The following is a 14,018-nucleotide window of genomic DNA, read 5'->3' as shown; positions in this document are numbered from 1 at the left end:
CAGACCATGACTCCGGCTCAACTTCGGGCCTATTCAGCGGTGGTGCGGTTGGGCTCGGTCCGGGCCGCCGCCGCGGAACTGGGCGTTTCCGACGCCGGAGTCTCGATGCATGTCGCGGCGTTGCGCAAGGAGCTCGACGACCAGTTGTTCACCCGGACCGGTGCCGGCCTGGCGTTCACGCCCGGCGGGCTGCGGCTGGCCAGCCGCGCGGTGGAAATCCTGGGGCTGCAACAGCAAACGGCGATCGAGGTGACCGAGGCCGCGCACGGGCGCCGGTTATTGCGCATCGCGGCCTCCAGCACCTTCGCCGAGCACGCCGCGCCGGGCTTGATCGAGCTGTTCTCGTCGCGCGCCGACGACCTGTCCGTCGAGTTGAGCGTGCATCCGACCAGCCAATTCCGTGAGCTGATCTGCTCACGCGCCGTAGACATCGCCATCGGCCCGGCCAGCGAGAGTGCCTCGGGGTCCGACGGCTCGATCTTCGTGCGGCCCTTCCTGAAGTATCAGATCATCACCGTGGTCGCGCCGAATAGCCCACTGGGCGTGGGTGTTCCGACGCCTGGGCTGTTGCGGCAGCAGCAGTGGATGCTGGGGCCGTCGGCCGGCAGTGTGGACGGCGAGATCGCAACCATGTTGCGCGACTTGGCAATTCCGGAGGCACAGCAGCGGATCTTTCAAAGCGATGCCGCCGCCCTGGAGGAGGTCATGCGGGTCGGCGGCGCCACGCTGACGGTCGGTTTCGCCGTCGCCAAAGACCTGGCCGCCCGGCGGTTGATCCACGTGACCGGCCCCGGGCTGGACAAGGCGGGCGAGTGGTGTGCGGCGACGTTGGCCCCATCGGCGCGCCAGCCCGCTGTATCCGAGTTGGTCCGCTTCATCACCACACCCAGATGTATCCAGGCGATGATCCGCGGCAGCGGGGTCGGCGTGACCAGGTTCCGCCCCAAGGTTCACGTCACGCTGTGGAGTTAGCTATACGCTTTACCCCCATGAGCGTCTACAAGGTGATCGACATCATCGGGACCAGCCCAACCTCGTGGGAAGCGGCCGCAGCCGAAGCCGTAATGCGGGCGCGCGACAGCGTCGACGACATCCGGGTGGCCCGGGTCATCGAGCAGGACATGGCCGTGGACAACGCGGGCAAGATCACCTACCGCATCAAGCTCGAGGTCTCCTTCAAGATGCGGCCGGCGCAGCCGCGCGGTTAGCGCCGAACGGCGCGCGTCTGTGGGCCCGGGCTTTTCAGCGTGAAACCTGGGTGGCGTTTTCCGCTTCACGCCGCCCTGCGTACACACACGAAGCCACAAACGCACACTCGGCCACAGATTCACCACGCCCGGGACAGGTCCGCGTGCTGGCGGATCCACGCATGCATCGCGATCCCGGCCGCAACGCCGGCGTTGATGCTGCGCGTCGAGCCGAACTGGGCGATCGACACCGTCAGCGCCGCGCCCATCCGGGTGTCGTCGGTGATGCCGGGCCCCTCCTGACCGAACACCAACAGGCAATCGCGCGGTAACGCCGCCTCCTCCAGCCGTGCGGCGCCGGGCACGTTGTCCACCGCAACCACCGTCAACCCCGCCCGCGCCGCGAAGTCCAGTAACTCGGCGGTGTTGTCGTGGTGGCACAGCCGCTGATAGCGATCGGTCACCATGGCGCCGCGCCGGTTCCAGCGCCGGCGCCCCACGATGTGCACGGTGTCCACGGCGAAGGCGTTGGCGGTGCGCACCACCGAGCCGATGTTGGCGTCGTGACCGAAGTTCTCGATCGCCACATGCAGGGCATGCCGGCGCCCGTCGATATCGGCGACGATCGCCTCCCGCGTCCAGTACCGATAGGCGTCCACGACATTGCGAGTATCCCCGTCGCGCAACAGGATTGGGTCATACCGCGGGTCTGACGGCGGCTCTCCCGGCCACGGTCCGACGCCGCTGGCCGGTGCACCCCACTCGGTGGGGCCGGGCTCACCGATCGGGCTCATTGGGTGGTCCACACCGCGGCGTGGGTGCCCACGATCGCCACCGTCGCATACAGCAGCGCCTGGTTGATCTCACCCTGCGTGCACAACGACGCGTTGAAGTACACCGCATCTCGCGACGCCTCGGGCAGCACCAGCACCGAGGATCCGTAGGCCGAGCAGGCCGGGTTCAGCCCGCGGCCGGGCAGCGTCGGCGCGGCCAGCAGCATCATCGGCCCACCGCGTTTGGCGGAATCGTCGCGATACCGCTCGCCCAGCGCGTCGGCCGAAAGGCCCAGCAGCATGTAGCCGTTGCCGGTGAACGCCACCGGGTCGCCCAATTGCGCCTTGGTCAGCGGTGTTCCGTCGGCGCGCCACGCTGAAATGCTGGTGGTCTTGACCACCAGGCCGGTGTCGTTCTGGTTGGTGGGCAGCAGGCCCACCGGGAAAGCGGCCGGGTAGGCGGCGGCGGTGTCGGCGATCCGGTCCCGCGGCGAATAGGTGTACACGCCGCGGACCGCGCTGCGGTCTTTGAGCGGGCCCAGGCAGACGCTGCCGGTGAGCCGGTCGGGCGGCGCCGACAGCGGCTTGTCGACCTTGACCACGTGCGTCATCGCATCGCCGCAGCTGCCGAGCCCGTCGGACTCCAGCGGGTGGGCCAGCGCGCCATACAGGCCGTAGCGAATGTCCTCGGCCTTGGCGTGCGGGGCGTGCGGATCGGTGGGTGACGCGTCGACGTCGATCAGCACATAGTCGCCATCCCAGCGCAGGTTCGACACCGACATGTTCCAGCCCAGCACCGCCACCGATTCGCCGACCCGGACATTCGCGGCGCCGTAAACAGAGCCGGGACGATTCGAACCAGAGCAGCCCGCCAGGCAGGCCGCCACCAGCGCCAGCGCCAGCAGCACACGCACGCGGCCTAGCCCAACCCCAGCTCGGCCAGGCCCAGCACGCTGCGGTAGGGCAGGCCTTCGGCCTCGATGGCCTCGGCGGCGCCGGTCGCACGGTCCACCACGGTGGCCACCCCGACGACCTCACCACCGGCCTCGCGCACGGCGTGTACCGCCGTCAGCGCCGAACCGCCCGTCGTGCTGGTGTCCTCGACCACCAGCACGCGCCGGCCGGAAACGTCGCTGCCCTCGATAAGTCGTTGCATACCATGGGTTTTCACCGACTTGCGCACCACGAACGCGTCGATCGGCCGTCCCGGAGCGTGCATGATCGCGGTGGCCACCGGATCGGCGCCCAGCGTCAGCCCGCCGACGAGCGCGTAGTCCCAGTCTTCGGTGAGTTCGCGCATCAGCCGCCCGATCAGCGCGGCCGCCCGGTGGTGCAGGGTGGCCCGGCGCAGGTCGACGTAATAGTCGGCCTCCTTGCCCGACGACAGCGTGACGCGGCCGTGCACCACCGAGAGCCGGCGCACCAGCTCAGCGAGCTCGTCGAGTTCAGGTCCGGCCACGGCCACCGCCGACTCGCTTTATCACCGTCCGGGCCAGGCCACGCGGAATCATCCGGCCGGCGGTCACCAGCGCCTTGTACTGAATACTCGGGACGCTGATCACCTTGCCCGCGGCGACGTCGGCCAGGCTTTCGCTGACCACGTCGTCGACCTCGAGCCACAGAAACGACGGCAGCTTGCCCATGTTGATACCCGCCCTGGCGTGGAATTCGGTGTGCACGAATCCAGGGCAGATGGCATGGATGCTGACGCCGGTCCCCTGCAATCCGCCGGCCAGGCCCTCGGTGAACGAAACCACCCACGCCTTTGACGCCGAATAGGTCGATCCGCGCCCGGACAGCAGCCCGGCCACGCTGGCGACGTTGATGACGGTGCCCGCGCCGGCCTCAAGCATGGGCGGCAGCGCGGCCCGGGTGAAATGCATGACCGCGGTCACGTTGACGTCGAGCTGGGCCTGCAGCAGTGCCGGATCGGCCGTCCAGAACTCCCCGGAGGTGCCGAAACCGGCGTTGTTCACCAGCACCCGAACCCCGTCGGCCAGCCGCTGCACCACCTTGTCGCGACCGGCCGCACCGGCCAGGTCAGCGGGCAGAATCTCGATGTTGCCGGCCTCACCGGCGAGCTCGTCGGCGAGTTGTTCCAAGCGGCCGACGTCACGCGCGACCAGCACCAGGTCGTAGCCATCGCGCGCATATCGTCGCGCATAGCCGGCGCCGATTCCTGCGGTGGGCCCGGTGATCAGGGCGACGGGGCGAGGCATGAGCGACAGCGTAGCGAAGCGACGTTGGGCGGGCTTTACCCCGGCACAGCCCAGCTTTGGGCTTTCAGCGCTGGTAGTGGGTGGCCTGAGTGCCGTTGCGTCCCGGTGGTGGACGCCGGCCCGGCTCGGAGCGACCCTCCTCGCGGCGCACCGGCTCGGGTTCGCGGGCCGCGCTGCGGCGACCGGCCTCGCCCAGTAGCCCGGCTATGTCCTGGTCAGCGCGGCGGGGCGGCAATTCGGCGCGGCCCGCAGGCGCCAGCGGACGGCTGGGTGCGGTGCTGCGCGGCGCGGGCTCACCCGTTTCCTGTGCGGCCTCGGCGGGCAGCGGCGGCAAGACCCGCAGCAGGTCGTTGAACTGGCGCACGGTACGCAGACCCTCGTCCCATTGGGCGCGGGTGCTGGCGATCGGCATGCTGACCAGCGTCCAGTTCTGCTCGTTCCACATGATCTCGGCGCAGTCCGGCGCGGTGTGCGCGAAGGTGACCATCCGCCGGTCGCAGGCCCGGCGGGCGGCGTCCAGGTTGGTCGAGTACACCATCCGCGGCCCGATCGCGCCCAACAGCCAAATGTCGCTCTCGCGTGGCTCTTTGAGACCTTTGAGCCGCAGATCGACCACGACGTTGGTGCCTACCTTGCGGTGCAGCGCGATTACCGTGGCCACTTCGTCGATGTCGAAGATGTAGACCGCCTCGCCACGGATCTGTCCCAGCACGACGTTTTGGGCGGCGACATCGCCGACCGTCGACATGACACCGCGCTTCCACCGCTTGAGAATGTCGGTCGATTCGCGCTCATAGTCGAATCCGTGCGAACGGGCCCAGGACCTGCGGCGCCTGCTGCGGCCGCGGCGCCGATCGATGTCGACGTACAGCAATACCGCCGCACCGACAAAGCACAGTGCGGACAGCGTGAACCAAAGCGGGACCATCCCGAACAGCCTATCTGCTGTTGCCGCCGAACAAACAATCCGAGCAGGTCACAACCCAATCACGAGACGTATTACCCGGCCGTGTCGAGGGCGGCGCCCTCGTATTAATTGCAGGTTCTATGTGTTTACCGAAAAAGCCGACGCCCGCAGCGGTGTTGTGAGTAGCCTCACTGGTTCAGATTTCCCGATCCTTTTGTCCGCGATACGAATTCGAGGGGATTTCCCATGTCGTTGGCGGCGGTACCGGATGCATTGATTGGAGCGGCCGGCGATCTGGCCCGGCTTCAGACGGCATGGGTCCAGGCCAGTGCGGCCGCGCCGCTTACCGGACTGGCCGCAGCCGCCGGTGACGAGGTGTCGGCCGCGATCGCCGGGCTGTTCGGTGCCTACGGCCGCCAGTACCAGGCCCTGAGCGTGCAGGCGGCGCGGTACCACGACCAGTTCGTCCGCACCCTGAACGGCTCAGCCATGGCCTATGCCGGCGCCGAGGCGGCTAACGCCTCGCCATTGCAACTCCTCGAACAGCAGATGCTGGGCGTCATCAACGCCCCCACCCAGGCGGTGCTGGGCCGTCCGCTGATTGGCAACGGCGCCAACGGAACCGCGGCAAACCCCAACGGGGGCTGGTGGTCGGGCAATGGCGGCGGCGGTGGAGCCGGCGGGACGGCCACCCTGGCCGGCGCGGCCGGCGGCGACGGCGGTGCCGGCGGCCGGGCCGGACTGTTCGGTGCCGGCGGGGTCGGCGGGGCCGGTGGCATGGGCGCGGCCGGAGCCGCGGGGGCACCGAGCACGGCAGCCGCTCCCGTCGGCGGTGCCGGCGGCGCGGGCGGCGCCGGGGGTAACGGCGGTGTCGGCGGGGCCGGCGGATACCTGCTCGGCGATGGCGGCGTCGGCGGAGCCGGCGGCGCTGGCGGGGCCGGCGGAGCCGGCGGCATCGGCCATGACGGGGCCCCCGGGCCGGTGCGCGGTGCCGATGGCGGCGACGGCGGCACCGGTGGGGCCGGCGGCGGCGGCGGGGCCGGCGGCCACGGCGGCGCGGGCGGCACCAACTCCTTCGGCCAGGCCGCCGGCCAAGGCGTCGGCGGAGCCGGCGGCAACGGCGGTGACGGCGGCGCCCCAGGCAACGGCGGTGCCGGAGCTACCGGCACCTCGACGGTGAACTCCGGCATCGGCGGCAAGGGCGGACACGGCGGCAACCCCGGACTCGGCGGACAGGGCGGCTCGGGCGGAGCCGGTTCCCTGCACGGCGGCGACGGCACGGCCGGCCTCACCCCCAACACGGGTGGTAACGGCGGCGCCGGCGGAACCGGCGCCGACGGCACCACGCCGGGCGCCGACGGTGCCCGGGGCGGCGCCGGCGGCGATGGCGGCAAGTACGGCAACGGCGGCGTCGGCGGCATCGGCGGCAACGGCGCAGCCGGGTTGGCCGGCACCACCGGGCCGGACGGCAACGGGACCAACGGCGGCGGCGGGGGCAATGGCGGCGCCGGCGGCAGCGGCGGCAACGGCGGCGCGAACGGCGGCACCGGCGGGATCGGCGGTAATGGTGGCGCAGCCGGCAACGGCGGCGCCGGCGGTAGCGGCATCACCGGCGCCAACGGCACCAATGGCACCGGCGCCAACGGCGGTGACGGCGGAAACGCCGGCAACGGCGGCAACGGCGGCAAAGGCGGTGACGGCGGCGCCGGCGGAACGGGCGTCGGCGGTCAAGCCGCCAATGGCGTCGGCGGCGCCGGCGGCAACGGCGCCAATGCTGGCACCCCGGGCAACGGCGGCAACGGCGGCAGCGGCGCTCCCGCCACACCGACCACACCCATCGGCGGCAACGGCGGTGACGGTGGCCGAGGGGGCAACTCCGGGATCGCGGGGGCCCGTGGGACCGGTGGCACCGGCTCGACGGACGGCGCCAACGGCAGCAACGGCACCACGCAGACCGCAGGCCGCGGCGGCAACGGCGGAGCCGGCGGCAACGTGCAGGCCAGCACCGGGTCCGGCGGTGACGGCGGCAACGGCGGCGCCGGCGGCAATGGCGGCGCCAACGCGGCCGGCGGTGCCGGTGGCAACGGCGGCCGGGGCGGCAACCCGCCGCCATCCGGCCTGTCGAACGGGGCCGGTGGGGACGGCGGCAACGGCGGAGCCGGCGGGACGGGCACCACCGGCGGTAACGGCGGCAACGGCGGCGACGGCAGCGGTGCCACCGGTAGCGGTAACAACATCACCGGCGGTTCCGGCGGCGACGGCGGCGCCGGCGGGCTCGGCATTGGCGGGGCCGGCGGCAACGGCGGTGACGGCGGCCTGGGCGCCGCCGGCCGCGGCACCGCCGCCGGCGACGGAGGCAGCGGCGGTGACGGCGGTGACAGCGTGGGCGGTAACGGCGGAAAGGGCGGCACCGGCGGCAACGCCGGCACCGCGTTGACGTCGACCACCGTGCGCGGCGTCGGCGGAACCGGCGGCGACGGCGGCAACAGCCTCGGCGGGGCAGGCGGCACCGGCGGCGCGGGCGGCACCGGCGGCAACACGATCACCGGCCCCGGCGGTACGGGCGGCGCGGGCGGCACCGGCGGCGCGGGCGACACCGGCGGCGGCACCGGCGGCAACGGCGGGATGGGCGGCACCGTCAATGCCGGTGGCGCGCAGGGTGGCACCGGGGGCGTCGGCGGCGTCGGCGGCCACGGAAACGGCACCAGCACCGGCGGCACCGGCGGGCGGGGCGGCATGGGCGGCACCGGCGGCACGGGGACCAGCGTCGATGTGGGCGGTAACGGCGGTTCGGGCGGCATCGGAGGTGCCGGCGGTACCTCCGACTTCGGCAGCGGCGGCAAGGGCGGCGACGGCGGCACCGGCGGCACCGGCGGTTTCGGAGCGAATCAGCCGGGCGGCACCGGCGGCCCGGGCGGTCCCGGCAAGAACCCGGTCGGTACCGTCGGCGGTCTCGGTGGTACCGCCGGCACCCCCGGCAAAGGCGGCGGTCTCTAGCACCTCACGGCCGGCCAAGCAAAGGAGCAATCCAAGTGCCACAAGACCACGCCCTGCAGATCGACGTTCCGGTCCAACTCGACGACGTGAAGGTCGTTTTCAGCGTGGCGTCGCTGACCTTCGAGGGCGACATGCCGGCCGCGCTCTTCCACACCGGAATCGTGCTCAAGGACGCCGAGGAGTGGCGGGTGAAGCCGGACGTGGTGATCGTGTTCCACACCAACGCCGGACACGTGGCGCTCGACGATGCGACCTACAACGCGAACCGGCACGTCGCGATCGGCAATCCGTACAAGGCCGTCGTCGCCGACCTGATGAAAAAGGGTGTGCAGGTTGAACTTTGCGGCGCCACCGCCGTGGCCAATGGCTGGGGCAACGCCGATGTGATCCCCGGCGTCAAGGTCAACCGAAACGCCATGGCCCGGCTGACGCAGCTGGTCCAGCAGGGGTACGTGAAGATTTCGGAAACCTAGCCTTGTACCAGGGCTACCGGCTCATCCACATCGCCGTGGCCGACGGTATTTGCCGGGCCACGATCGACCATCCGCCCGTCAACCTGTTGGACCTGCCGCTGCTGGACGAGATCAACCGGCTGACAACGGAAGTCAGCGACGACGAGCAGGTCCGGGTGCTCATCGTCGACTCGGCCGATCCGGAGATCTTCATCGCCCATGCCGACGTCGGGCTGATTCTGGACCTGCCTGCTTACCAGACCGGCGACGACACCGGACTGCACGAGGAGCTCTCGCCCTTCCACGCCACGATGGAGCGGTTCCGGACCATTCCGAAGGCCACCATCGCCGTCATCGAGGGCGCCTGCCGCGGGGGCGGCTGCGAGTTCGCCATGGCGTTCGACATGCGCTATGGCGCGCTCGGCGTCACGGTCCTGGGGCATCCGGAGGTGTCGGTGGGGATCATCCCCGGCGGCGGCGGCACCCAGCGACTGCCCCGGCTGGTCGGTCGCGGCCGCGCCCTCGAGGTCATCCTCGGCGGCATGGACGTCGACGCCGCGACCGCCGAAGCCTGGGGATACCTGGACCGCGCGTTGCCACCTGAGCTGCTGCGACGTTTCGTCGACAAGCTGGCCAGGCGCATCGCGTCGAGTCCGGCGCAGGCCGTCGCGGCCGTCAAACGGGCGGTCGATGCGGCGGCCGGAGACCTCAGCACCGGCCTGCGCATCGAGGATCAGCTGCTACGCGAAACTCTTGCGCAGCCGGCCGCCCGGCAACGGCTGCAGGCCGCTCTCGGCGCCGGGTCGCGGTCTAACCCAAGACCAGGTGCTCGCCGTCCGCGCTGACGTTGACGGGAACCACGTCGCCGTCGTGCACCTCGCCGGCCAGCAGCATCTTGGCCAACTGATCGCCGATCGCCTGCTGCACCAGGCGCCGTAGCGGCCGGGCCCCGTATACCGGGTCGAAGCCGCGGTGCGCCAGCCACTTCTTGGCCGGCAACGACACCTCGAGTTGCAGCCGCCGCTGCGCCAGACGCTTGTCCAGCTGGATGAGCTGGATGTCGACGATCTGCACCAACTCCTCGGGGTCGAGCGCGTCGAAGATCAGCACGTCGTCGAGCCGGTTGATGAACTCCGGCTTGAACGCCGCACGCACCGCCGCCATCACCTGCTCCGCGGTACCGCCCGACCCCAGGTTGGAGGTCAAGATGAGGATGGTGTTGCGGAAGTCGACCGTACGGCCCTGCCCGTCGGTCAACCGGCCCTCGTCGAGTACCTGCAACAGCACGTCGAACACGTCCGGGTGAGCCTTTTCCACCTCGTCGAACAGCACGACGGTGTAGGGACGGCGGCGTACCGCCTCGGTCAGCTGACCGCCCTGGTCGTAGCCGATGTAGCCGGGGGGCGCACCGACCAGCCGGGCCACCGAGTGCTTCTCGCCGTACTCGCTCATGTCGATGCGGACCATGGCCCGGTCGTCGTCGAACAGGAAGTCCGCCAACGCTTTTGCCAGCTCGGTCTTGCCGACGCCGGTGGGTCCCAGGAACATGAACGAGCCGGTGGGCCGGTTGGGGTCGGCGACCCCGGCCCGGCTGCGGCGCACCGCGTCGGACACGGCCTGCACGGCCTTCTTCTGCCCGACGACGCGTTTGCCCAGCTCGTCTTCCATCCGCAGCAGCTTGGCGGTTTCGCCTTCCAGCAGCCGGCCGGCCGGGATGCCGGTCCACGCCGACACAACGTCGGCGATGTCGTCGGGACCGACCTCCTCCTTGAGCATCACGTCCTCGCGGGCTGTGCCCCTGCCGGGGGCCAATAGCCCTGCCGCGTCCAGCTTCTTCTCCACTTCGGGGATGCGCCCGTACCGCAGCTCGGCGGCCTTGGCCAGGTCGCCGTCGCGCTCGGCGCGCTCGGACTCACCGCGCAGCGCCTCGAGCTGTTCCTTGAGATCGCGAACGACGTCGATCGCGTTCTTCTCGTTCTGCCACTTGGCGGTGAGTTCAGCAAGCCGTTCCTTTTGGTCTGCCAGCTCGGCGCGCAGCTTCTCCAGCCGCTCCTTGGAAGCCTCGTCCTCCTCCTTGGCCAGCGCCATCTCTTCGATCTCCAGCCGGCGCACCAGGCGCTCGACCTCGTCGATCTCGACGGGCCGCGAGTCGATCTCCATCCTGAGCCGCGACGCGGCCTCATCGACCAGGTCGATGGCCTTGTCCGGCAGGAACCGGGCGGTGATGTAGCGGTCGGACAGCGACGCCGCCGCGACCAGCGCTGAGTCGGTGATGCGCACGCCGTGGTGCACCTCGTAGCGGTCTTTGAGCCCGCGCAGGATGCCCACGGTGTCCTCCACCGACGGCTCACCGACGAACACCTGCTGGAAGCGCCGCTCCAGTGCGGCGTCCTTCTCTATGTACTTGCGGTACTCGTCGAGCGTGGTGGCGCCGACCAGCCGCAGTTCGCCGCGGGCCAGCATGGGTTTGATCATGTTGCCGGCGTCCATGGCGGATTCGCCGGTCGCACCGGCGCCGACGATGGTGTGCAACTCGTCGATGAACGTAATGATCTGTCCCGCAGAGTTTTTGATGTCGTCAAGGACGGCCTTGAGCCGTTCCTCGAACTCGCCGCGGTACTTCGCGCCGGCCACCATCGACCCCAGGTCCAGCGCGATGACGGTCTTGTCGCGCAGACTTTCGGGGACGTCGCCGGCGACGATGCGCTGGGCCAGGCCCTCCACGATCGCGGTCTTGCCGACGCCGGGCTCGCCGATCAGCACCGGGTTGTTCTTGGTACGGCGCGACAGCACCTGCACGACGCGACGAATCTCGTTGTCGCGGCCGATAACCGGGTCGAGTTTGCCTTCCCTGGCGCGGCCGGTCAGGTCGGTGGAGTACTTCTCCAGCGCCTGATACGTGGCCTCGGGATCCGCGCTGGTAACCCGCGCGCTGCCGCGCACCTTGACGAACGCCTCGCGCAAGGCCTGCGGCGAGGCGCCGTGGCCGGTGAGCAACTTGGCGACGTCGGAGTCACCGGTGGCCAGCCCGACCAGCAGGTGCTCGGTGGAGACGTATTCGTCGTCCATCTCGGTGGCCAGGTGCTGGGCGTTGGTGATAGCGGCCAAGGAGTCTCGGGACAGCTGCGGCTGTGAGCTGGAGCCGCTGGCCTGCGGCAGCCGATCGAGCAGACGCTGCGCTTCGGTGCGAATGGCAGCGGGCTCGACACCAACCGCCTCCAGCAGCGGTGCGGCGATTCCGTCGTTCTGGGTCAGCAAAGCCAGAAGTAGATGAGCTGGCCGGATCTCGGGATTGCCGGCAGCCGAGGCCGCCTGCAGAGCCGACGTCAGGGCCGCCTGCGTCTTGGTGGTCGGATTGAAAGAGTCCACGACGATCTCCGTTCGAGGCCAAAATGGCGGGTCAGAAAATGCTTGTCGGGTTGTTCAACGCGATCAAGGTTGAGTCTGTTCCGCTCAACTCTAAGTTCTTTCGCCGGGGCACCGCAAGGTCGATCCAACAGTTGCCCAGTATTCCCGTTAAACGCTGTCGCCGAGCGTGTACTCACTGTCAGTTCAAGCGCGATTTCTCGCGCTCAGTACACGCTCGGCGACCCGAGCCACGGCCCGGCAGCCTGCCCTATAACGTCGGCTACCGTTCTCGCGTGATAGAAGTACTGCCGCTGGCGCTGGTGATCACGGTTTCGCCGCTGTCGATCATCCCCGGGGTACTGGTCTTGCATGCGCCACATCCCCGCGAGAGCGGCTTGGCCTATCTGGCCGGTTGGGTGTTCGGCATAGCCGCACTGACCGCGATCGCCATCGGTATCTCCAACATGCTCGGCGGCCTGCGCGAGCAGCCACCGCAGTGGGCGTCCTGGCTGCGGATCGTCGTCGGCATCACGCTCATCGTGTTCGGCGTCCTCCGCTGGCTGACGCGGCGCGGACACGACCACATCCCGGCCTGGATGCGAACGCTCACCTCGGTCACCCCGCCCCGCGCCGCGATGACGGGAGCCGCGCTTGCGGTGCTGAATGTCAAGGTGCTATTCGTCTGTGCCGCAGCCGGTTTGGCGATCGGGACCGATGCGCTGGGTGTCGCCGGCACAGTGCTCACCGCCGCCGTATTCGTTGCGGTCGCCACGTCGTCGGTGGCGATCCCGATCCTGGCCTACACGGCCGCCGGCGGCCGTCTCGACGACCCGCTGGAGCGACTCAAGAACTGGATGGAGAAGCACAATGCCGCTGTGGTTGCGGTCATCCTGGTGTTGATCGGACTCGCGGTGCTGTACAAGGGAATTCACGCCCTATAATCGGAGCCCGTGGGCCTCGATGACCGAGCTGCGTTGCAGGTGCTGCGCGACGCCTTCGATCCCGCCAGCCCAGACCTCGTCCGCCGGTTCTACACCCACTGGTTTGCCCTCGACAGTTCGGTGCGTGAGCTGTTCCCGCCCGAAATGGACAGCCAGCGAGCAGCTTTCGCACACGCGCTGCACTGGGTGTACGGCGAGCTGGTCGCACAGCGCGCTGACGAACCCGTGGCCTTTCTGGCCCAGCTCGGCCGCGACCACCGCAAGTACGGTGTGCTGCCGGCCCAATACGAGACGTTGCGCCGAGCTCTGTACGCCACGATGCGCGGCCATGTCGGTGATGCCTGGACCGACGCCGTCAGCCGGGCGGCCGAGCAGTCACTGAACCTGATCACCGGGGTGATGAGCGGCGCCGCGGACTCCGAAGAGGGGCCGGCGTGGTGGGACGGCACCGTCGTCGAGCACGCGCGGGTGTCAAGGGATCTCGCGGTGGTGCGGCTGCGGCTGGACCGCCCGCTGCAGTACCACGCCGGCCAGTACGTCAACGTCCACGTCCCCCAATGCCCGCACCGCTGGCGATACCTGAGCCCGGCCATTCCGCCCGACCCCGACGGCCGGATCGAGTTTCACGTCCGCGTGGTGCCCGGCGGTCTGGTCAGCAACGCCATTGTCAGCGAAACCCGGCCCGGCGACCGCTGGCGATTGGCCGGTCCGCACGGCGCCTTGCGGGTCGACCGCGATGGTGGGGACGTGCTCATGGTCGCCGGCAGCACCGGCCTGGCGCCGCTGCGGGCGCTGATCCTGGACCTGAGCCGTTACGCCCAAAACCCGCGGGTGCATCTGTTCTTCGGCGCACGCTACTTCTGCGAGCTCTACGACCTGCGCACGTTATGGCAGGTGGCGGCGCAGAATCCGTGGCTGTCCGTCTCACCGGTGACAGAGTACAACCGGGATCCGCCCTGGGCGGCCGACTATCCCGACGTCTCGCCACCGCGTGGCTTGCATGTGCGCCAGAGCGGGCGCTTGCCGGAGGTGGTCACCAACTACGGCGGCTGGGGCGACCGACAAATCCTCATCTGCGGCGGCCCGGCGATGGTGCGCGCTACCAAAGCCGCACTGATCGCCAAGGGCGCGCCGCCGGAACGCATCCGGCACGACCCACTGTCGCGTTAGAGTGCGTCCGAGGAGCGAGTGGGC

13 protein-coding genes are annotated in these 14,018 nt (G+C 70.0%); 7 read left to right on the top strand and 6 right to left on the bottom strand.

Annotation, left to right across the window (positions count from 1 at the left end):
- Positions 1 to 6: 6 nt before the first annotated feature.
- A complete protein-coding gene (locus BST12_RS13365; protein ID WP_083113606.1) occupies positions 7 to 972 on the top strand; it encodes a LysR family transcriptional regulator in 966 nt (321 codons plus the stop codon).
- Between the two features lie 17 nt (positions 973 to 989).
- Positions 990 to 1,208 (top strand): calcium dodecin, encoded by a 219-nt coding sequence (secE2, locus tag BST12_RS13360; protein WP_083113605.1) that lies wholly within the window; start codon positions 990 to 992, stop codon positions 1,206 to 1,208.
- A gap of 119 nt (positions 1,209 to 1,327) precedes the next feature.
- On the opposite strand, the gene BST12_RS13355 is transcribed toward secE2, so the two are convergent.
- The 5 genes from BST12_RS13355 to ttfA all read right to left on the bottom strand — a co-directional run bounded on the left by BST12_RS13355 (position 1,328) and on the right by ttfA (position 5,107).
- Entirely contained in the window at positions 1,328 to 1,972 is a 645-nt protein-coding gene (locus tag BST12_RS13355) for a TrmH family RNA methyltransferase (protein ID WP_139801657.1), read from the bottom strand.
- 5 nt (positions 1,973 to 1,977) lie between these two features.
- Entirely contained in the window at positions 1,978 to 2,874 is an 897-nt protein-coding gene (locus BST12_RS13350) for a hypothetical protein (protein ID WP_083113603.1), read from the bottom strand.
- 5 nt (positions 2,875 to 2,879) lie between these two features.
- Positions 2,880 to 3,419 (bottom strand): orotate phosphoribosyltransferase, encoded by a 540-nt coding sequence (gene pyrE / locus BST12_RS13345; RefSeq protein ID WP_083113633.1) that lies wholly within the window; start codon positions 3,417 to 3,419, stop codon positions 2,880 to 2,882.
- Positions 3,406 to 4,179 carry an SDR family NAD(P)-dependent oxidoreductase gene (locus tag BST12_RS13340; RefSeq protein ID WP_083113602.1) on the bottom strand — a complete coding sequence of 258 codons (774 nt, stop codon included), beginning with the start codon at positions 4,177 to 4,179 and terminating at the stop codon, positions 3,406 to 3,408. Before BST12_RS13340 ends, pyrE begins: the two co-directional genes overlap by 14 nt.
- 64 nt (positions 4,180 to 4,243) lie before the next feature.
- Positions 4,244 to 5,107, bottom strand: a complete 864-nt coding sequence (ttfA, locus tag BST12_RS13335) for a trehalose monomycolate transport factor TtfA (protein WP_083113601.1) — start codon at positions 5,105 to 5,107, stop codon at positions 4,244 to 4,246.
- Positions 5,108 to 5,332: 225 nt separating this feature from the next.
- Here ttfA and BST12_RS13330 point away from each other — a divergent pair, with 225 nt between their 5' ends.
- Genes BST12_RS13330 through BST12_RS13320 form a run of 3 tightly spaced genes read left to right on the top strand, consistent with a single transcriptional unit; the run spans position 5,333 to position 9,380 of the window.
- On the top strand, positions 5,333 to 8,083 hold the full coding sequence (locus BST12_RS13330) for a PE family protein (RefSeq protein ID WP_083113600.1): 2,751 nt from the start codon (positions 5,333 to 5,335) through the stop codon (positions 8,081 to 8,083).
- A 35-nt stretch (positions 8,084 to 8,118) separates the two neighbouring features.
- Positions 8,119 to 8,556: a DsrE family protein gene (locus tag BST12_RS13325; protein WP_211281270.1), complete on the top strand. Its 438-nt coding sequence runs from the start codon at positions 8,119 to 8,121 to the stop codon at positions 8,554 to 8,556.
- A 35-nt stretch (positions 8,557 to 8,591) separates the two neighbouring features.
- Positions 8,592 to 9,380, top strand: coding sequence for an enoyl-CoA hydratase/isomerase family protein (locus BST12_RS13320; RefSeq protein ID WP_245850288.1), 789 nt, complete (start codon positions 8,592 to 8,594; stop codon positions 9,378 to 9,380).
- On the opposite strand, the gene clpB is transcribed toward BST12_RS13320, so the two are convergent.
- Positions 9,346 to 11,904 (bottom strand): ATP-dependent chaperone ClpB, encoded by a 2,559-nt coding sequence (clpB, locus tag BST12_RS13315; protein WP_083113598.1) that lies wholly within the window; start codon positions 11,902 to 11,904, stop codon positions 9,346 to 9,348. The genes BST12_RS13320 and clpB overlap by 35 nt on opposite strands.
- 272 nt (positions 11,905 to 12,176) lie before the next feature.
- Here clpB and BST12_RS13310 point away from each other — a divergent pair, with 272 nt between their 5' ends.
- Both BST12_RS13310 and BST12_RS13305 read left to right on the top strand, forming a co-directional pair.
- A complete protein-coding gene (locus tag BST12_RS13310; protein ID WP_245850286.1) occupies positions 12,177 to 12,824 on the top strand; it encodes a GAP family protein in 648 nt (215 codons plus the stop codon).
- 9 nt (positions 12,825 to 12,833) lie between these two features.
- Positions 12,834 to 13,994 (top strand): FAD-binding oxidoreductase, encoded by a 1,161-nt coding sequence (locus tag BST12_RS13305; RefSeq protein ID WP_083113597.1) that lies wholly within the window; start codon positions 12,834 to 12,836, stop codon positions 13,992 to 13,994.
- Positions 13,995 to 14,018: the final 24 nt, after the last annotated feature.

The sequence above is a fragment of the Mycobacterium angelicum genome, assembly GCF_002086155.1.
GTDB lineage: Bacteria > Actinomycetota > Actinomycetes > Mycobacteriales > Mycobacteriaceae > Mycobacterium > Mycobacterium angelicum.
The sequence above is the reverse complement of the archived record's forward strand: the minus strand, read 5'-3'. Positions and strand labels throughout refer to the sequence as shown.

Coding starts and splice junctions, on each gene's coding strand:
- BST12_RS13365 (WP_083113606.1), top strand. CDS start 7: ATGACTCCGGCTCAACTTCGGGCCTATTCAGCGGTGGTGCGGTTGGGC.
- secE2 (WP_083113605.1), top strand. CDS start 990: ATGAGCGTCTACAAGGTGATCGACATCATCGGGACCAGCCCAACCTCG.
- BST12_RS13340 (WP_083113602.1), bottom strand. CDS start 4,179: ATGCCTCGCCCCGTCGCCCTGATCACCGGGCCCACCGCAGGAATCGGC.
- ttfA (WP_083113601.1), bottom strand. CDS start 5,107: ATGGTCCCGCTTTGGTTCACGCTGTCCGCACTGTGCTTTGTCGGTGCG.
- BST12_RS13330 (WP_083113600.1), top strand. CDS start 5,333: ATGTCGTTGGCGGCGGTACCGGATGCATTGATTGGAGCGGCCGGCGAT.